Source organism: Shewanella baltica (assembly GCF_900456975.1).
GTDB lineage: Bacteria > Pseudomonadota > Gammaproteobacteria > Enterobacterales > Shewanellaceae > Shewanella > Shewanella baltica.
Genome location: NZ_UGYM01000002.1, coordinates 2,893,268 through 2,914,221, shown reverse-complemented (window position 1 = coordinate 2,914,221; position 20,954 = coordinate 2,893,268). Strand labels below are relative to the sequence as shown.

13 protein-coding genes are annotated in these 20,954 nt (G+C 46.4%); 3 read left to right on the top strand and 10 right to left on the bottom strand.

All coding sequences use genetic code 11. From position 1 onward, the window contains the following. Positions 1-70 precede the first annotated feature (70 nt). From DYH48_RS13285 to DYH48_RS13240, 10 genes are all read right to left on the bottom strand, one after another. Complete coding sequence (locus tag DYH48_RS13285) at positions 71-1,312, bottom strand: sugar diacid recognition domain-containing protein (RefSeq protein WP_115335029.1); 1,242 nt, start codon at positions 1,310-1,312, stop codon at positions 71-73. An 8-nt stretch (positions 1,313-1,320) separates the two neighbouring features. Further along, entirely contained in the window at positions 1,321-2,019 is a 699-nt protein-coding gene (locus tag DYH48_RS13280; RefSeq protein WP_115335028.1) for a uracil-DNA glycosylase family protein, read from the bottom strand. 172 nt (positions 2,020-2,191) lie between these two features. Continuing rightward, entirely contained in the window at positions 2,192-2,797 is a 606-nt protein-coding gene (locus DYH48_RS13275; protein WP_115335027.1) for a hypothetical protein, read from the bottom strand. Positions 2,798-3,025: 228 nt separating this feature from the next. Then, entirely contained in the window at positions 3,026-5,113 is a 2,088-nt protein-coding gene (locus DYH48_RS13270) for an MtrB/PioB family decaheme-associated outer membrane protein (protein ID WP_115335026.1), read from the bottom strand. A gap of 12 nt (positions 5,114-5,125) precedes the next feature. Further along, complete coding sequence (gene mtrA, locus DYH48_RS13265) at positions 5,126-6,127, bottom strand: decaheme c-type cytochrome MtrA (protein WP_006081107.1); 1,002 nt, start codon at positions 6,125-6,127, stop codon at positions 5,126-5,128. Between the two features lie 68 nt (positions 6,128-6,195). Continuing rightward, positions 6,196-8,148 (bottom strand): OmcA/MtrC family decaheme c-type cytochrome, encoded by a 1,953-nt coding sequence (locus DYH48_RS13260; RefSeq protein WP_006085354.1) that lies wholly within the window; start codon positions 8,146-8,148, stop codon positions 6,196-6,198. 341 nt (positions 8,149-8,489) lie between these two features. Beyond that, positions 8,490-10,682, bottom strand: coding sequence for an OmcA/MtrC family decaheme c-type cytochrome (locus DYH48_RS13255; RefSeq protein WP_006081110.1), 2,193 nt, complete (start codon positions 10,680-10,682; stop codon positions 8,490-8,492). Positions 10,683-10,930: 248 nt separating this feature from the next. Continuing rightward, on the bottom strand, positions 10,931-12,850 hold the full coding sequence (locus DYH48_RS13250) for an OmcA/MtrC family decaheme c-type cytochrome (RefSeq protein ID WP_115335025.1): 1,920 nt from the start codon (positions 12,848-12,850) through the stop codon (positions 10,931-10,933). 35 nt (positions 12,851-12,885) lie between these two features. Beyond that, positions 12,886-15,036: an MtrB/PioB family decaheme-associated outer membrane protein gene (locus DYH48_RS13245; protein WP_115335024.1), complete on the bottom strand. Its 2,151-nt coding sequence runs from the start codon at positions 15,034-15,036 to the stop codon at positions 12,886-12,888. A 13-nt stretch (positions 15,037-15,049) separates the two neighbouring features. Beyond that, positions 15,050-16,015, bottom strand: a complete 966-nt coding sequence (locus DYH48_RS13240; protein ID WP_115335023.1) for a DmsE family decaheme c-type cytochrome — start codon at positions 16,013-16,015, stop codon at positions 15,050-15,052. A gap of 435 nt (positions 16,016-16,450) precedes the next feature. Here DYH48_RS13240 and DYH48_RS13235 point away from each other — a divergent pair, with 435 nt between their 5' ends. From DYH48_RS13235 to glnS, 3 genes are all read left to right on the top strand, one after another. Then, positions 16,451-16,690: a FeoA family protein gene (locus DYH48_RS13235; protein WP_012196862.1), complete on the top strand. Its 240-nt coding sequence runs from the start codon at positions 16,451-16,453 to the stop codon at positions 16,688-16,690. Next, positions 16,683-18,977 carry a Fe(2+) transporter permease subunit FeoB gene (gene feoB / locus DYH48_RS13230; RefSeq protein WP_011846458.1) on the top strand — a complete coding sequence of 765 codons (2,295 nt, stop codon included), beginning with the start codon at positions 16,683-16,685 and terminating at the stop codon, positions 18,975-18,977. The genes DYH48_RS13235 and feoB overlap by 8 nt, the downstream gene beginning before the upstream one ends. A gap of 215 nt (positions 18,978-19,192) precedes the next feature. Further along, positions 19,193-20,863: a glutamine--tRNA ligase gene (gene glnS / locus DYH48_RS13225; protein ID WP_106650136.1), complete on the top strand. Its 1,671-nt coding sequence runs from the start codon at positions 19,193-19,195 to the stop codon at positions 20,861-20,863. Positions 20,864-20,954 lie beyond the last annotated feature (91 nt).

Here is a 20,954-nt window from a genome sequence, read left to right as displayed (position 1 = left end):
CGGTATAAATCTTTCAATCGATCTGTTAATTAATGCCTTATTGACTCAATGACGTAGGAAATAACACCCGTTATCTTGGGGTTGCCGAAGTATCAAGCAGTTGTCCAAGATACAGGCTCAATAATCCATGCAGGGATTGAATATCGGCTTGGGTGATTTGCTGAATTTTATCGAGGCGATATCTAAGTGTGTTGCGGTGTATAAACAGCGCATTCGCGCATTGCTGCGCATCACCAAAGTGGGTGATATAGGCGGCTAAGGTTTTGCGTAACTGGCCGTTTTTATCGACTTTGGCGAGTTGCTGATAGGGTGACGCTAGTGCCTGACCGCGCCAGTCATGTTTAAGTCCCGCTAGTAGTACTTGCAGGGAATAATCTTCGAACAGGTATTTATTACCCTCTGCATTGCGCTGTTTACCTAGGGCTAAGGTTTCCTGCGCGGTTTGATAGGAGCGCGCAATACCGCCTTTTTCGGGGAAAAAGTGGCCCAAGGCAATTTTAAAGTTTAAATCCATTTGGGCGGGTAAGCGTTGTAACAGCTTGTCGATGCGTTGATTTTCAAGCTCAGGATCCCATTGTTTACCATCTAAAAAAGCGGGCTTTAGGATCACCAATTGCGACATTGAGGTCATGGCAATCAAGTTGCCTCGGTCAGGGTATTGCAATAGATGCAGCACTTGCTTGAGGGTTTCACTGACTCTGGGGCTGCGTTCATCGGCTGACTGAGTAGAAGCTTCTGCTAAGTACAAGGCCGATGAGTTGGCGTCGGTCTTTAAATGTTGTTTTTGGGTGTGTTTCTCGCTGATCTCAATAATGGCCGCGACCCGTGGCAGGCTGATATCAATTTCTAACTGTTTTGCCCAGCGGTGCAACTGCTCATCATCGTCGGTTTCAGCTTTGATCAACTGCAAAATAAACTCTTCGCGCTGGCGATTCTCCCACTGCAATTTATCCTGCAGGTTAGCTTGTTCAACAATCATTTCGGCGGTCATTTTGAGTAATTCACCGTAATGGGTAAGCTCACTTGGATCGCCAGTAATGCCGACAACACCTATGATTTGTCCTTGATAATGCAAGGGTAAATTGATGCCAGGTTTTACGCCATGTAGCCCAGAGGCCACTTCTTGGCTTATCTCCACATTGCGATTTTGGGCAATGGCCAGCAGCGCGCCTTCGTGGGTTGAACCAATACGTTTAGGATCGCCTGAGCCTAAAATTACTCCTTGGCCGTTCATCACATTGATATTGTGGCCAATGATTTTCATTGTGCGACTCACAATCTGTTTAGCGATGGCAGAATCAAGCAGATACATATAAGTGCCTAGAGTGGTTGAAGGTTTAACAGGGATGCAATACGCATTCTTAATCTGGGTAGCATATCGCGTTCAAACTCAGGATGCTGCTTAAGCCAGAGATTATTGCGTGGGCTCGGGTGCGGTAAGACAAAATATTTAGGCCAATATTGCTGCCACTGCGCGCACGCTTGGGTCACTGTGATAGGTTTCAGTTTGGGGATGGTTTTTGCTTTGGTGCTGGACGATACATTTATGTGGGTTGTTTGAGGCTCAGTGAGCGGCGAAGTGAGGTTTATGGCCACGGACGATTCACGCGGTAGATGATAATCGATGGCATATTGGCCGAGGATCACGATTAGCTCAATGTGTGGCATTAACGCAAGTAAGGCTTGATGCCAAGTGGCGGCGCATTCGGGGCGCGGTGGTTTATCACCCTGCTTTTTACCGTTTTTTTCGATACTGCCCGGAAAACAAAATCCCATAGGGACAATGGCAAAAAGGGCAGGGTCGTAAAATTGCTCACGGGTGACATTCAACCAAGTGCGCAGCCGTTCACCGCTGGCATCGTCAAATGGGATCCCTTTATGGTGGGTTTTCACGCCCGGAGCTTGGCCGGCAATCAAAATCCGCGCTTGGCTACTGGCCTGCAATATCGGTTTGGGCGCTAAGGGCAAATCAGCCTGACATAAAGTACAGGCGTTAATTTTTGTCAGCAGCGCTGTCATTGATGCAGAACTGGGCGGCGATACCGTTTCGCTTAGCGGCGATGACGCCGGCGCGTTAGTGCAATGTGTTTTAGTCAAAATTTGTCTTAGTCAGTAGTCAGTGCCCGTGGTTAATGATAAATGTCATCGCTCATTCATCGTTGCTTATTCATGGTCGCTCATTCATTTTCAATCAGGATTGGAACATCATCGCCGTTTGATATAGCCAGTAGCCAAAAAGACCGTAGCCAAACAGCAAGCTTATATAACTTAATAGTTTAGGCACTCTACTTGGGCTTGAAGCCAAACAGATATGGGCCAGCACAATGGTAAAAAAGGCTAATGGGGCAATCAAATAGCTCAAGGCGAGGATGAATAATGCCCCTAGGCTGATGATCCAATCGGCATTACGATTGGTGGGCTTATCGATTTGGCACAGTTGTAGCGGCAATAAAATCAGTCCAATCCCCACACAAATAATGCCTAAGTTCAGGGCGAAATCACTCCAACCTCTGTGATCATATATGGCTAACGCGACGGCAATCAGCGGTACAATTAATGCGCTTAATACATGGCGTTTGGCAAAGGCGGCGCTGCGATACCGACCCGCAAAAAAGAACAAACCCTGTAAAAATAAATTGATCAAGGTAAAGCCGCCGAGGCCGAGAATGATAAACAGGCTGGCGGTGCCGCCCGAGGGGTCGAACGCCAAGGCGGGCAAGGGCAATAGACTCAGTCCCAGTAGGGCAGGAAGCGATGACAACCACTTAGATTGGCAAAGGGGAGAATAAATACGCATGGGCTCAGAGGATTAACCAAAAGATTGAATTAAGATCCGCTAAAGTGAGCTAAAACTCAAGGAATAAGGTTTTTATGGGCGGACTTTTGCGCCAGAGTCTGATCTTATTCAAGATTTTTACTTTTATCTGGGCTGATGTAATGATTTTACATCTGACTTTGGATGTGACTGCCGCGGTTAAACAAAAGCCCGCATTTTGCGGGCTTTTGGATTGTTTCTTTGCCAGGATTAGATCTTGTAGCTCATGCTTAACATGATCATCTGCGCTGTGTAGTCATGGCTGTTATCACCAAAACCTACGACGTTCCAGATCCCATTGACGGCGATATCATTGGCAGCGTCATTGTCCTTATAGTTCTCAATTTTATAATCGAAGCGCAGCGCCATTTTCTCAGTGGCTTGATATTGAGCATATAAGTTAATGTTGTGCACTTTGGCAAAATAATCGCCGTAGTCGCCTGTGATACCTTGTCTAACTTGGGTGTTACTGTTGGAGTCTGAATAGGTGTAATCCAGTCCCATGCGTAACTTGTTCTCAAGTAAGTTGTTGTAGCTAATGCCAGCGCCAACAACATCGACTTTATCTTCAATGAAGCCTGTCCAGGTTGGGGTGCTGTAGTTGCTGCTTCCCGCCTGTTCAGATTCAATGATTTGATAGTTATAGAAGGCGTTCGCCAGTAAATCATCGGTGATCATGTAGCTGATGTTGGCATCATAACTGGTGTCTTTTGACTCAGTTAAACCGATGACAGTATCTGTGTAGTCATCTAATGCGTAACGGGCACCGAAATCTATGGTTAGGCTTTCGATAGGCGAGTGAGTGACTCGTGCTTCCACTTGGGTTCTTTCACGGTTCGCCAGATTGTACTTACGCAACAGGCTGTTGGTTTCAGAAGATGTCCATTCAGAGGCTTGATATTCAGAGCCGTCACGTTGACCGTAACTGCCCTTAACCCACATATCCCAAGTCTCGAAACTGTTGACTCTGAAACGCGCCCAAACCGTGTTCTCATCCGTGGTTTCACGGTCTTGATAATTACGTTCGTCACGTCTGAAGTCATAGCCGCCATCGAGTTTCATGCCGCGGGTAATACGATAATCCGCCGCCACTTTGAAGCGTTGGCTAGTGTTATCGTAAGGGGTGTTATAGGCCACCTTACCATTGACATTGTTGATGCTGACTTGGGTCCACTCTTCAATCTGCGTATTGTTATCGCGGTCGTTATAGTCGTAGCTACCACTTAAGCGCAGTGAGTTGGTGACTTTGCTGACCACTTTTAAGTTCAAACCGATAAGGTCGACCTTGGCATCAAGGGCTTCAGTTGGCACTTGATAACCATAACCTGAAGTCACTAACGCTTGGTCTTGACTCATTTGTCCGGTAAGCAAGCGAGCCGATAGCACATTGGTACTGTCGTTGTATTGGCCCATTAACGATACTGTGTGTGACTGATTGTCAGGATCAAGGGCGATACTGCCCGTGGTTTGCGCGCCAAAGGTTGGATTAAACGCACTGTCAAAATTTAACTGATTGTACTCATTCTTAAAAATCGAGCCATTGTAGTTAAGTGCAGTGAACCAGTTGTCGCCTTTAAGCTTGATACCCGCTTCAATGGAGTCCGTGGTGTAATCGACAGGCTCGGCTAACATCATAGATTGGTTGAAGAATCCACCAGATGCTTTTTTCAAGCCGGTTTTTTCTTCACGCATGTAGCTCACATGTGTGCTCCACAGCGATTCACCTTGATAATCAAAACCTAGCCCAGTGCGCTCACGTTTGAGCGACAGTTCTAAGGAGTTCAGGCTGTCCATCAGTAATGGCATTTGGCTGCTTGAACCCGCCGTCACCCAGTTGTCTGGCAGCGTTAAATTATCGCTGCCCACACCCGAGTAGGGCGTTAAGGCACTGTTGCTGTTGTAAGTGGCAATCTGGCGATAGTTCACATTGACATTGTACTGACCTTGTTTGCCGGCATTCACCTCTAATCGGCCGCCATCCATGCCCAGTTGATAGGCTTCAACGCTGGCACGATAGCCTTTTTCACCGCGAAAGGTGACATCAGCATCCAATTTCCCTGCGACTTCGTTTGAAGTCCCAAAGGCATTCGCCGAGCGAATGTCCTCTTCACTGTTATAACCTACGCCGACACCCACAGTGCCCGATGTGCCCGTTTCAACGACGCAGCCTTTACAGCTCCATGCGGACATTTTGACTTTTTCGGTATTGGCATTGGCTAAGCCATACCCATCGGCCGCTATCGCAAAACCTGTGTTTGCCAGTAACGCAAGAGTGATCAAATTGAGTTTAAATTTCATTTTCTCGTCTCCTTAGCGCTGTAATAGCTTGCCAGATGGATGGTTTGAACCATGAACCTGACTGTGGCAATTTAAACAGCTTCTTCCACCCGTGAAGGCATTGTCACCGACGTTTGAACCTAAACCAGTGTTACCTAAGTAAGCATTGCTGGCATGGCCATCGCTGGCGTGACATTGCTGACACAGCTGCGGTGCGCGGGTTTTCAACATGGCATCATTTACGCTGCCGTGAGGATTGTGGCAAGTGACACAGTTCTCAGTGACGGGTGCATGTTCCCACAGTTTGGGGCCGCGTTTTTCGGCGTGGCAGGAGTAACAGGTTTCGTTAATGCTCGGCTTGTTCAGATCGGAATCTGTCATGCTCCCATGGGGATTATGACAATCGCTACAGGTCATTTGAGCCCATTTTAATGGGTGGCTTGAGCGTTTGTTCATGTCTGCTTTTTGCTTAGTGTGGCAGCTAGTACAGACTTCCATTTCAGTGTTTTTTGATAACACAGGATCTTTTGCCACATGCACTTGGTGGCAAGAGGCACAAGCGACATCGGCATTGTCATGGTGACTGCCGTTCCAAGACACACGTTTATCATCTTGGTGACAACTCATACAGACGCTGTTTTGTTTTTCAGCACTTAAGGTCGATTGCTTACCGAAAGTGATCATCGGCTCATTGCCGCCTTTATTGTGTTGACCTAAAGGACCATGACAGGCTTCACATTGCAGGCCAGCCATTGGGCTTTTTGATGAATCAATGGCGCCGTGGACTCCTTTGAACAGGTCCATCACTTTTTCAGATTTTTTATGGCACATCAAACAAGAATCGGCACCTTTAGGGGAGTAGTTGCCTTCGGCAAACTTCTTATCTAAGGTGGCTTCGACTTGCTCTGGCGTCATTTTCGCATCCCACTTCGACGCATAAGCGTTTGGTGCAATGCATAAAGACATGACTGCTGACATTGCCATGGTGATGACAAGTGCCGGCAGTAGGTTTTTCATTTTTAGGCTGTTCTTCATAATAGGCTTCCCAATTTGTCCCAACAAAATTCAAGAAAGGGGGAGCGAACTCCCCCTGCTTGGGCAAATTACATTTTCACCTGAGTGTGATCTGTTGGTGTGGGTTTGTGACAGTAGAAACAGGTTTCTGACTGCGCCGCTTGGTTAGCTTGAACATAATCACCGTTCACAATCGCGCCCATGTTTTCTAAGCCGTGGCCAATGGATTCTGGCGCGTGGCATGAAGTACAAGTGGCTGTGATTGGCGTGGTGTATTTACCTGCTGATGTTGCCAGCGCGCCTTTCACTTTGAATGCATCTAGGTTGAAATCGTTGTGACATTGGGTACATTCTTTGATGACACCTTGCTCGCCGTGGATCACGTGCAGTTTCATCTCGAATGCGCCTTTGTTAGCACCAGAAGCATAAGTACCATCAGGTGTATGACACGCGACACAACCATCAACACCGACGATCGCTTTACCGTTCGCATCTTTTGCGTGTGATACTTGCTCTGTCATCACAAAACCTGAATGGTGGCCTTTGTGGATTTCAAAGGTATCGCTGTGACAGCCTTGACAGGTGCTGAAGTTAACTGAGTTAACATGGCGCATGCTTGGGGCGTTGCCTGATTTAGTACCAAAGGCGAGCTCTGCTTTCATACTGGTGGTTGCGCTATCAACGGTACATGCCGTTAAGCTAGTACCTGTGCTACACATTTCCAGACCGATAAAAGTAAAGGCCGTATCTGTATCGCCAGTACCGAAAGGCAGGGCAGGTGTAGTGAAAACCAGTTTGCCGTCAACTAAGGTCACGCCATCTTGCAGTGCGCCATCTTTGACTAAGTCTTTAGCAATTTTCGCAGCACCACTACCAGGGCTCTTGTTGTAACCCATAATTGGGAAGTTAGGGCCAACGTTAGTGACAGTTTCTAAACGTTTAATCTTGTCTTGGACCGTTGCCGCATCAATCGCGTTACCGTCTTTGTCTAAGATAGAGACGGTTAATACCGCAGTATCATCAGTTTGACCCACGAGTGTTGCTTGCATACCTAACTGAGCGATAACGGCTTTCTTGTCAGCAGTCTTGCCTGTGTGTAGCTCGGCAGTCCAGTCGCTGTTATGACAGGCGATACAGTTAGAGTTATCTAGCTGTTGTGAATGGCCTTTACCTGCGGCGAAGTCCACTGTGCTATGACAGCTTCCACAGGTAGCGGCAGTTGGAATACGTGACCAATTACCCCAATCTGGCGCGGCATCGTTTGCAGCATGACAGCTTTGGCAGCTTTCCAATGAACCTAAAGTCAGGTCTTTGTGTTTAGCGTGAACGAGAACATTGAACTCTTTACCTACGCCAACTTTGCCAGCTGTGTGGCAAGTTGCACAGTAGTTAACATCTGAGTACGCGCCGCCGTGTTTCACATTGGCTAAATCTTGGTGACAGGTATTACAGCTTTCAGTGGCAACAATTTTGCGGCTGTATGTCGGTGCAGCACCGGTATCGGCAGTAAAGTCGACAAAGGCGTTACTGTTAGGGACTTGAGTACCATCGGGTAACGGCGTGTTATAAGCGCGGATTAACACCCGTTGAGCTAACTGATCGTTGTAGGTGATTTTAGCGTTAGCGGTCAGGTTCATGTTGAAGGTATAGCTGTAGTGACCGTTTTTCTGGTCAACAAAGGTCCCTGGGCATGTTGCTGCGACATCGCAGGTTTCATCACCAAAGTATTGCCATTGTGAGGCATTACCAGCACCAGTCGCACCTTGTGGGATCAACTGTGCTGCGGCGAAGCGCATTTTTTGGAGACCAACGACGGGTAAATCATTTTCGTTAGTGACGGTAAACTCAACACTCGGTACACCGTTAGTGATGACAGATTTATCAAACGTGAAATTAAGGGTTTGAATCGCTGGAGCAGGTTCACCACCAGGTTCACCGGGATTACCATCATTACCATCGCTGCCACCACAGCCAGCTAAGGCCATAGTGACTGCACTTGCTGCTAACAGCAGTGCGATTTTAGTTGTTTGTGCGTTCATCATTTTTTTCCCTGCATAGGTTTGGCATTGCTTAAACGCTGTGTTCTAGAGCCAACAGATTCTATGTCTGTGTTTTTGGTCACTAGAAGCGACTTAAGTGGATGCTGGAAATAGAATTCCCCAAGGAAAGGCTAACCTAACATGACCTTAAAATCTCCAAGGCCTTTGCTAATGTGTGACTTGGATCTTTCTATTTCTAAAGAGGTATTTAAAGCGAGAGGTAAAAACGATTTCAGATCAAAAAAACAGCGGATTTTTAAATGGCAAGAATATAAAGAGAGAGGTAAAAACCTCTCTCTTTAGTAACGATAAAACATTGCTCTGAATGAGAGCGTTATATCTGCTTAATTACCGTGAACTTTACTTAATTGAGCTGGGGTATGACAAGTTGCACAGCTTTCTGATGCACGAGTTTGCACATCGGCTGCACTACTGCCATTTAAAATACCACCGTTAGTCTCAATGTGAGATTTTGTCGCATCACTCAGATATTTTTGGTGACAGCTTAAACACGCACCCGCATCTGAAGATACCCAAATATCGGCACCGTTATTATTGATATCACCGTAGCGCCATGTGCGATTAGGCTGACGTCCTAAGGTAATACCTGTAATGACGTTTGCTTTATCAACTGTATGGCATGTCGCACAATCGGTTTTTAGCACAGTGCCTGATTGTACACCCGCATATTTCAGGTAATGGCCTTCACGTTCGTGAGCTTTCCACGCGAAGCTAGTTGGGATCTTACCGCCAGGATAGTTGGCATCACTTTTCAAGGTTTTATCCGAAGTATGGCAAGTTTGGCAATTTACACCGTTGTCATAGTGGTGGATTTCTTGATTGTGACAACCTTGACACTTAGTTGCATCAATAATGTCGCGACGTGTCGCTGCCTTGGCAGTGTTGTCCACTCCCGTATCTTTCCAAACGAAATGATATGGGGCTTGTTTAACCGCGACTTTACTTACACTGTCAGCAGAGCAATCTGTCATAGCTACGTCAGCAACGCCATAACCGCCATTGTTGAAGCACACTTCTAATGTTGACCACAGCTCGAATGTTTTACCATTTGCATCAGCGGGTAAACTGAACTTAGTGCCTGTTAATGAGTAGGTTTTATTCGCTTCATTATAGGTACCTTCACTTAAAGCGATACGACGATTGCTATAAGAGGCATCAGCATAGCTTGGGTAATCTTTATCAGAATCCCATGCTACGACAACGCGTGAGCTTTGATTTACGAAGGCTTTATCAATGGCATTGCCATCTTTGTCAACAACTTGGACATCAAAAGTGATTTTGCCCGTGTCATTCACGCCGACATTAGTGAACTTAATGCCCATGGCTTTAGTTTCTGTGTAAGCTTTAAGCACATCACCATGACGTTTAGCTGCACTACCTGTGCCATTGTATGGTTCAGTTGCATTATGGCAAGCGACACAATCACTGCTGCTGTGGTGAGCTGATGGTTTTTCTGTGTGGCAACCAATACAGGCTTGATTGCTTAAGTCGGCTTTAAATAGATCGGCATTAGCAGGTGCACCCGCTCCTTCAACGTGACAGGCTGCGCAATCCGCTGCAGGTTTTAATGGGAAACCGACCTTGCCGTAGTCAATCACTTTGCCACCATAACCGACAATCTTATAAGGGGCTGGTACTTCAGCGCCTGTCTCATCAAAGGTATGACGTTCGCCACCTTTGTGGATAGCATGGATCATGTATGTAAACTCAATGCTATTACCTGACTCAGGATCGCCAGAGGTTGCCGTATGACAAGAAGCACAGTTCTCAATATCGACTCTACGGCCACCGTGTAGCTCCAAACTTTCGGGTTGGTGACAGGTATAACAGGCTGTTATTGAAACAACGTTGCGTGTTTGAATACCTTCAGTTTTGCCTGTAGAAGGTTGCCAATCAAAATGTGCGTTGGCAGCAAGTTGTGGTAATTCAAGTTCTAATGTTGCCCGTTGAGTCGCTTCAGCACTGTAAGTAATCGCTAAGGGTTCAGTGACATTGGCGATATTGGCTTGATAGGTATAGCTGTAGTTACCATCACCATGATCCACTAAACAGGTATCACACTTGGCAGCGGCTTCAACGTTGGCTTGATATTGAGCTGATGGATTGAGGTTATCCACGCCAGAAGGCACTGTGCCAGGCTCTTTTTTGGCATTGATATAAGCTTGCCATTGGTAACCGCGGTCAGCGGGTTTGGCTGGATCCTCAGTTGCTACTGTAACGTGGCTAAGCTGTGCAATACCAAAACGTATGTCGTGATCTTTATTTAAGCCTAGTACTGCTACGCCATTCGCATTTTCTAATGTGAAATCGACTGTAACCTTACCTGCATCGATAGTGGCATTAGTGAAACTTGCTTTCAGTGTAGGAGTTGTATCGATATTGACACCAACAACACCCGGTTTACCGTCTTCACCATCTTTACCGTCACTACCACCGCAACCGGCGAGTAGTAGAGAGAGTAAACCGGCACCCAACATCGCTTTTGTTGCGGCATTGAAATTGAACCGTTTCATCATGATATTTCCCTGCAATAGTTGTAATCATCATCAAACGCTTGGTAGATAAGAATAAATCTCATTACCCGCATAAGATGTGTGGAATTAGTTTTCCATCTGTAAGGCTAACTAAGTCACTGGTATTAATCAGTCACTTTAGGTGGGTAATGTGACTGAGATCTGACTATTTCTTTAGGAGTAGATGACTGCATAGTATGAGTTCCTTTTATATCTGCAGTTGCTGGCCTTTTTAGGCCAGCATCATAGGCTTAGTTTATGGGGTGCACTTTTAACACATCCGCGACTCCGCCTTGTCCATGACAGAAAGCACAGGTTTCAGTTCCTGCGGTTGCATCGGCTTTTGTGCCTGCAAAAACAGCACCTTGCTGAGCCATGTGGTTATGAGTGCTGGTATCTGAATGGCAGTTGCTACACACAGCGGCAATCGGGCTGGTAAAAGTGCCGTTATCGAGTGCAAGGGGTTGTACCGCTGAATTTAAGGGAAGGGCGACGGTAGATATCCCCGCGGTATCGTTAACATGACATTGGGCACAGTTACCGATTTTCCCTGGGTAGTTTAGGTTTTCAAAACCTGCGAATTGGCTAGTGTGAATACCGTGGATCAGCTGCTTAAAGTCAAATGACGTGGTGGAAGGATTTGCCGCCGTCGCATCAGCTAGCATATTGGCGTTATGACATAGCTGACATTGACCACCGAGATCGTTACGTGAGCCGTGAATATTAAGCTTTTGATCGCCATGGCAATTGCCGCAGCTTGCATTACTGACAACAGTGCGGCGACCCGTACTGCTTAATGCTGCCATATCAAAATAACTGTGGCTGGCTTTAATCACTAACACTTCCGCCAGTTCAGTCGTGCAATCAACGAGTACCTTGTCTTTGGCGCAGACTCGGCCTTGAATCGCGAGTCCGCCGTGATCCGCTTCAGTGCCCGCAGGCACAGTAAGACCCGAAATTGTATAGGTATAAATGCCATTTGAGCCTGACACGGAGGTGGATTCCGGCAGCTTGATTGAGCGGGCAGAGCGGGTGGCATAATCAAAACTGGTTCCCCAGTTGGCATATACCCTTAAATCATTGATGAATTTTAGCTTATCGGCACTGTCGCTGTAGACGCTGCCAGTAGCTGGGTTCATCAATTTAACCGCGACGGTGACTGTACCATTGGCATCCATACTGGCGCTGGTGATGCTTGGGCTAAATTGCATCAGTGCCGCAGTTTTGTCTTCATCACTGTGAACGCTTACGGTCCAGTCTGCATTATGGCACGCCACGCAGTTACTGTTATCGGCCTGCGCTGGGTGTCCTTCGCCTGCGGGAAAATTGATTTGTGTATGGCAGGCGCCGCAGGCTTGCATGGTTGGGACTCTGTGCCAGTTTTGCTGCTCAGCTAACTCTGCCTTATCGACATGACAGGTTTGGCAGTCACTAATGGGTTGCGGGAAACCGGTTAAATGTTTGCTGTGGATCATTTGAGGGAAAATATCCGCAGGATTACTGACTTTTTTGCTGTTATGACAGGTGACGCAGGTTTCGATTTGATTATATTTACTGCCATGGAAAGCAAGATTGCTGTGGCAACTATTACAAGTTTCTATTGTGACTAAGTTGCGGGTGTAAGCGACATTATCCCCAGAAGTTTGCCAGTCATAATGTTGATTGGTAATAGGTAAGGGGGTGTTATCAGCAAGTTTATCACCGCCGATTTTGACCACCATTCTTTGGGTCGCTTCAGGCATAAACGTCACCCCATTCATGCCATTAAACGGTGCGCTAAAGGTGTAGCTGTAGTGACCGTTTTTATGATCTGTGAGACTGCCTGGGCAAGTTGCCGCGCAGGTTTCAGCGGTAAAATGTTGCCATTCACTGCTATTTCCCGCGCCTGTATAACCTTGGGGAAGAAGCTGCGCTGCAATAAACGTTGCCGATGGGACACCAATTACGGCTTCATCATCTTGATTGCTCACTTGAAAATCCACTTGAGCAATGCCATCTGTCACCGCAACTTTATCGACCATGACGTTAAGGCTAGTGATGGTTAATGCGGGCGGTTTTGCGGGTTCACCGGGATTACCATCTTGGCCCTTATCACCGCCACAAGCGCTTAATAGCGAGACTAAGGCCAGCATCAGACTGAATTGAGTACTCATTTTTGCAAACTTGTTCATATTTCTATCCTTGGAATGCGCTGTCAGTGCCTAAGTTACATTTGGTAGCTTAAGGTCAAACCTAAGTAGTGAGCATTGTAGTCGTGGCCCATATCACCAAAACTGAGTACGTTGGGAATCGTGTCCCAACTTGTGCCTTGATTTTGCCAGTTAGCATCTTGATATTTCTCAAATAACCAATCGACGCGCAGCGACATACTGTCGGCAAACCTATACTTGGCGTAGGCATTAATATTGTGTTTGCGGGCGTAAAGGTCGCCATAGGGACTGGTGATGCCGTAGATGACTTTGGTATCACTCTGTCCATCGGAATAGCTGTAGTCCAAGCCAATGTCGAGGTGATTATCGAACAGGTTTTGATAACTGAAACCAGCCCCAATTAGAGTCGATTTTTCTTCGGCAGTGCTGTACCAATCGGGCGTTGAGAAGCGGTTACTGCCCGCTTGATCTGAGTCGCGCCAATCTTGGTTAACAAAGGCGGTGAAATGCAGATCGTTACTCAGCGCATATTGGGCCGATACGTCATAACCTAGGTAGGACACTTGAGTGAGTCCCACTTGGGTATGGTGATAATCGTCATCGACACTGTGCAAGCTGGCTCCTAGTGAGAGGCCGATATCAGTTTGATAATCAGTGTGTAAGGTGACTTTTTGTCTTTTTCTGTCGGCAAGGTAGGATTTACGTAGCCAAGGATTGCTTTGACTTTGAGTGGTCGTGACGGGATCGTATTCACTACCATCGCGCTCTAGTGCTTCTCCTTTCAACCATGCTGACCAAGCAGGGGAATAGCGATAGCTCAGTTTAGCAAACACGCCAGACTCGTCGACGGATTGGCGGTCGAGTTCAGTGTAATCGTTTTCGTTGCGGCTATAGCCCGCTTCGACGTAGGAGGCTGAGGTAAAACGATATTTGCCTTTAAGTTCGAGTTTTTTGGTTCGCTTATCATAAAGGCTATTTTGAGCAGTGCCTTGGTTAATACTGTCGGTGATGATTTGTGGGAAGTCTAATTTGGCCGTTTTGTTATCTCTGTCTTGATAGTTGTAGCTTGCCTGTACGCTTAAGTCTTGGGTGATCCGGCCCGAATATTTAAGGACCATCTCAATAATATCCACTTGGCCATCTAAGGTATCTGCAGGCAGGATAGGTGATGGGCCATTGATGGTGGCTGGAATAAAAGTGTCATCTTGGGTCATACGGCTAAAGCCTGCGTGCATTAGCACATTTTGACCATTCGCTCCCCCAGAGGCTTCTGCGGCAACGCGATAGGCTTTACTGTCGGGGTCGACTGCATTTTGGCCTAAGTATGCCGCGCCAAAGGTGGGCGTGTAGGCGGATTGCCATTGCATGGCTTGGTGATCATTTTTATATTGGCTGACTTGGCTATTGATGCCAGCTTGCCAGCCAGTGCCATTAAAATAGACTCTGGCATCGATTTCATCGGTACTGTCATCAATAGGTTGGGCGAGCATGACGCTATTGGTGAGTATATTGGCGCTGGTCTTTTTGGCGCCGCTGCGGTCTTCATGTTGATAGTTTAATGATGCTTTGTAGTGACTGGAATTGTCGCTTTCGGGTGATATTTTTCCGGCATAGTAACCACCGATCATAAAGCGATCACGTTGAATACTTAAATCTTGGCCAACAAGGCTGCTCTGTAGCATAGGCATAGATTGTGTTGTGCCACCTGTTATCCAGTTATCGGGCAACAACATCTTATCTTGCGATGAGGTATAAGGGCTTTTGAGTTGATTATGGTTATAGTTAGCTAAGCCTCTATAACCTAAGTTGATTTGATAGTTCCCCGGCCTTCCTGTTGTGAGCTTGGCTGAGCCCGCATCAAAACCTAACTTATCCGCGACCAACTGAGTTTGATAACCCGACTGTGTTTTGTACACCATATCCGCACCGACGGCGGTAACGATACCATCATTATCTGTTCCTGTGCGGTTACCGAAACGGCTGTCCTCGCCATCGTTATAAGCGAGAGTGGCACTGACATCACCACTATGCCCTGACTTAGATTGGCATTGTTTGCAGCTCCATGCTTCTGTTTTTATGCCACTTCGATTCGCCTGTTGTAGCTCATAACCTTCGGCATGTGCCTGAGATAAAACACCGCTTATCACCCATGCGAGTAAAGTGAGGGAGAAACAAGCACTAGGGTGAGACAATTTAGCTGTTCGCATGATCATTCCCTTGTTATCTCTGTAGCAATTTGCCAGAAGGATGGTTAGAACCATGCACTTGCCCGTGGCAATTCATACAGGAGTTACCTGAAGTGAAGGCATTGGTTTGATTGCCAAAGTAGGCATTGCTGCTATGACCATCCGAGGCGTGGCATTGTTGACAAAGCTGCGGCGGCTTACTGATCAGCATGGCTTCGTTCACGCTGCCATGGGGGTTGTGACAATTCGCGCAGTTGTCGGTGACGGGGGCATGTTCCCATAATTTAGGACCACGTTTTTCGGCGTGGCAGCTATAGCAATTTTCGTTGACGCTCATTTGCTTCAGGCTTGAATCGTTCAAACTGCCGTGGGGGTTATGGCAGTCACTGCAGACCATTTGTTGCCATTGTAATGGATGGGCCGAGCGTTTGTGCATATCGGCTTTTTGCTGGGTATGGCACTGGGTACAAATGGCGACTTCATTGGCTTTATCGCTGATAGGATCCTTGGCAACATGAATTTGATGGCAACTTGCGCAAGCCACATCGGCGTTATCGTGGTGATTGCCTTTCCACGCGATACGTTGGCTATCATTGTGGCAGCTCATACAAACACTGTTTTGCTTTTGCGCGGGAATGGGAGAATTTGCACCAAAGGTGATCATTGGCTCTTTGCCACCTTTGTTATGATTTCCTAACGGGCCGTGGCAGGCTTCACACTGCAAATCGGCCATGGGCGAAGCTTTCACATTGGGATTACCATGAACCCCATCAAAAATGGCCATGACTACGGCACTTTTTTTGTGGCACATCAGGCAAGTGTCAGCCCCTTTGGCAGAATACTTACCTTCGGCGAATTTTTTGTCTAATGTCGCGACAACGTCCTCTGGTTTTTTGTCATCCCAAGGCGTCGCCGAGACAGAAATACTCACGATTGATAGCAAAACACATAGCATAGCCTTAGCTATGCTTTTGAACTTTAGCCTTATTTCCATGTTCATCTTTTCCCGAGTGCATTTATATTTGTTATTTTTACGCTTTCGACATTGCTAATTTAGCTTATTAAAGCTGATTAATATTAGAACAAATATGTGACACTCGCTTAACATCTGAGGGTCTTTTCACTGTAAAGAGGGATGATTTTACTGGTGATATAGAGGAAGCGTGACCTTGATCACGTTTGCTTTGGTAAGGGTTTTGTTCACAGCTTTTTGACTTCTGTCGATCGCATCATTCTCTTGTGCGCTTAGGTATGGATTTTTATTTTCAGTTGGCCGTTTATTCATTGGTATTTTTGTCACATAATACCCAACACAATTGAAAACTATTATCGTTACCAGTCAAAAATCTTGATCTAGGTAAAGTTATTAGGGTCATAGCTCAGTTACAATGGGCGCAGTTTTTCGAGCTGAACCTGTTGCAAGGTGGAATACGTAATGAAGTTAAGCGAACTCAGTCCCGGCGATCGCGGTATTATTTCTGAAGTGGGGCGTTTAGTGTTACCACAAACCGTGAAGCGTAAGTTGTTGTCCATGGGGATCACGCCGAATACGCGTTTTTCATTGATCCGATACGCACCTATGGGTTCTGGTCTCGAACTGGATATTCGTGGTAGTAAACTTTGTATGCGCAGAGATTTGGCAGACATCATTGAGGTGGAAAAGGCGAATGACTAAGCAGTTTCATTGCGTCACAGTCGGTAACCCGAATGCGGGTAAATCGACGCTCTTTAACGCGCTAACCGGCGCGAATCAACAAGTCGGTAACTGGTCTGGTGTGACGGTCGAGAAAAAGACTGGTCATTTCACCTTAAACGGTGCCGATGTCTATCTGACCGATTTACCGGGTATTTACGATCTTCTGCCTGCGGGCAATAGTTGCGATTGTTCACTCGATGAGCAAATTGCGCAGCAATATCTCGCCGAGCAACGTGTCGACGGCATTATCAATTTAGTCGATGCCACTAACATCGAACGTCATTTATATCTCACCGCCCAATTGCGTGAACTCGCGATCCCTATGGTGGTGGTGCTGAATAAAATTGATTCTGCAGTTAAACGCGGTATCAAAGTCGATTTAAAGAAAATGAGCAAAGAGCTTGGCTGCCCTGTGATTGGTGTGTGCTCACGCGATCCTGCCGATGTAGAAAAAGTGCAAGCGCAGGTACTCGATTTACTGCAAGGCCGAGTCTCTGAAGCGCCATTGATGCTGCATTATGATGAACAAATTGAAGCGGGCGTGCAGTTACTTTGCAGCAAAGACGCGCAATTAAGCCGTGGCCGCGCCTTGGCTATGTTAGGCAATGGTTCAGGTTGTGGCAGCTGCCAGAATGCTGAGCTACAGGATGAAGTGAATACCTGTACTCAGATTATCTCTTCGCAAGGCCATGATATTGAAGTGATGGTGGCTACTACGCGCTTTAATTTCGTTGAGAAAGTGTTTCAAGGTTCAGTGAAAGAGTCGGGATTTCTCACCCTCAGTGACAAATTAGATAAACTCGTATTGCATCCCATGCTTGGCATTCCTGTGTTCTTGTTTGTGATGTATTTGATGTTTATGTTCAGCATCAACATTGGCAGTGCTTTTATCGATTTCTTCGATGTCTTTGCGGGCGCGCTGTTTGTCGATCACTTTGGCGCATTCTTGACGAACATGGGCTCTCCAGCTTGGTTAGTCACTATCCTAGCGGGTGGGGTTGGCCAAGGTATTCAAACCGTCACTACGTTTATTCCGGTGATCGCTGCTTTATTCCTTGGTTTGTCGGTGCTTGAAAGCTCTGGCTATATGGCGCGCGCCGCATTTGTGGTCGATGGTTTAATGCGCCGCATCGGTCTGCCTGGTAAAGCTTTCGTGCCTATGATTGTCGGCTTTGGTTGTTCTGTGCCGGCGATTATGGCGACGCGAACCTTAGGCAGTGAACGTGAGCGTATTGTCACGGGTATGATGGCGCCATTTATGTCCTGCGGTGCACGTCTGCCAGTATATGCGTTATTTGCCGCGGCTTTCTTCCCCGATTCTGGGCAGAATTTAGTCTTCTTGCTTTACGTTATTGGTATCTTTGCCGCTATCGGTACGGGTTTATTACTCAGAAGCACACTGTTACCCGGTACCAGTAGCGCTGTGGTGATGGAATTGCCAAGCTATGAAATGCCAAAACTCAAAGCCGTAATGGTCCGTACAGGTAAACGCACTAAGAGCTTTATTTTAGGTGCGGGTAAAACCATTGTGCTGGTGGTGACGCTATTAAACTTTATCAATGCTATTGGTGTTGATGGCACTTTCGGCCATGAAGACAGCCAAGCATCTTTGTTGAGTGTTGCGAGCCAAAAAATCACGCCAATCTTCTCACCTATGGGTATAGAACAGGATAACTGGCCAGCAACGGTCGGTATTATCACAGGTATTTTTGCCAAAGAAGCCGTGGTCGGTACCTTAAACAGCTTGTACAGCAGTGCAGCGCCCGCTGATGAAGAGCTGACACCCTTGAGTGAAAGCTTTAATGCGGCTCTAGCGACGATTCCAGCAAACTTGTTTGGGTTAGATCTTGAAGATCCGTTAAAACTGTCTGTTGGTGATTTGACCAATCAAGAAGCGATAGCGGAAGAGCAAGGCGTGGCAACATCGACCTTCGGTGCTCTGCAAGCTGGTTTCAGTGGTAAAATTGCGGCGTTCTCTTACTTGTTGTTTATCTTGCTGTATACCCCTTGTGTTGCGGCGATGGGCGCTTTAGTGCATGAGTTTGGCTCCCGTTGGGCGACATTTGCGGCAACGTGGACTTTCTCACTGGCCTATGGCTCGGCGACGGTAGTCTATCAAGCGGCAACCTTTACGCAACATCCTGTGCAATCGAGTCTGTGGATTGGTTTCTTCCTCTTTGCGTTAGTGGCCTTTTATCAGTGGCTGAAACGTAAGGGCAGAAGAACCCAGCAGATCATTCCGGGGATCCGCATCATTACCGAGTAAGATTTACTGAGTCAGCATGACTGAGTAATAAATGTCATCTTAGTTAGGTCAAAGATAAAAGCAGCTTTCATGGCTGCTTTTATTGTTTTACTATCGCGGTTATAACCCAGCTGGTCAAAAACCATAGTTTTTAGCACTAGGCATTGTAACTAGTAGTGATCTGTAGGATCATGCTGGTTTTCTTAAAATTGCCATTGTTCGCAAAGAGGAATTCCATGAGTCATGTGGACACTGAAGTACGTCCGAGTAACTTTATTCGTAATATCATAGATGAAGATTTACAAAGCGGTAAGCACACGAGTGTACAGACTCGTTTCCCGCCGGAACCGAATGGCTATCTTCATATTGGTCATGCTAAATCTATCTGCTTAAATTTTGGGATAGCGCGAGACTATAACGGTCTGTGTAATTTACGTTTTGACGATACTAATCCTGAAAAAGAAGACATTGATTATGTTAATTCTATTCAGGCGGATGTGCGTTGGCTTGGATTCCAGTGGGATGGCGATGTACGCTATTCATCAAACTATTTTGATCAGTTACATCAATATGCAGTTGAACTGATCAATAAAGGTTTGGCTTATGTGTGTTTCTTGAATGCTGATGAAACTCGCGAATACCGTGGCACGTTAAAAGAGCCAGGTAAAAACAGTCCTTTCCGCGACACATCAGTCGAAGAAAACCTCGCCTTATTCGCTAAGATGCGCGACGGTGGTTTTAAAGAAGGTGAGTGTGCGCTGCGTGCCAAAATTGATATGGCGTCGCCATTCATGTGTATGCGCGATCCTATCATCTACCGTATTCGTTTTGCCCATCACCACCAAACGGGTGACAAGTGGTGCATTTACCCAATGTACGACTTTACCCATTGTATTTCTGATGCGTTAGAACATATTACCCACTCTTTATGTACTTTAGAGTTCCAAGACAACCGTCGTTTATACGACTGGGTGTTGGATAATTTGAATGATTTTCAAGCGCCGAATCGTACTCGTCAATACGAGTTTTCACGCTTAAATCTTGAATATACCTTGATGTCTAAGCGTAAGCTAAACGACCTTGTGACTCGCAAATTAGTATCAGGTTGGGACGACCCACGTATGCCAACGATTGCTGGCCTGCGTCGCCGTGGTTACACGCCTGCGTCAATTCGCGAGTTCTGCCAACGTATCGGCGTGACTAAACAAGAGAATATGATTGAAGTCGGCATGTTAGATGCGTGTATTCGTGAAGAATTGAACGAACATGCACCGCGTGCGATGGCTGTATTACGTCCATTGAAAGTGATCATCGAAAACTATGCTGAAGGTGAACTTGAGTATATTCAAGCGGCCGCTCATCCAAATGATGAGAGCATGGGGACACGCGAATTAGCCTTTGGCCGTGAAATATTGATTGATGTGGCTGACTTTAGAGAAGAAGCTAACAAACAATACAAACGTTTGGTAGCAGGTAAGGAAGTGCGTTTACGTAATGCCTATGTGATTAAAGCTGAGCGTTGTGACAAAGACAGCGAAGGCAATATCACGACGGTTTACTGCACTTATGATCCTGAAACCTTAGGTAAAAATCCTGCTGATGGTCGTAAAGTTAAAGGTGTGATCCATTGGGTTGAGGCATCTACTGCTAAACCAGCTGAATTCCGTCTCTATCAGCGTTTATTTACCGATCCTAATCCTGCTGCGGCAGAGACTGTGGACGAAGTATTAAACCCAGAATCCTTAGTGGTAGTGCACGGTTTTGCTGAAGCAAGCCTAGTGAATGCGCCAGCAGAAAAAGCTTATCAGTTTGAGCGTGAAGGTTATTTCTGTGCAGACAGCAAAGATTCGTCAGCGGATAATTTAGTGTTTAACTTAACTGTAGCGCTGCGTGATTCTTTCGAATGATTTAATAGAATTAGCTTGATTGAATTGGTTTGATGAAATGAGTCAAATAGTTCAACTCAATCAAGCTAAGTTGAATTAAGCTAAGTTGTTC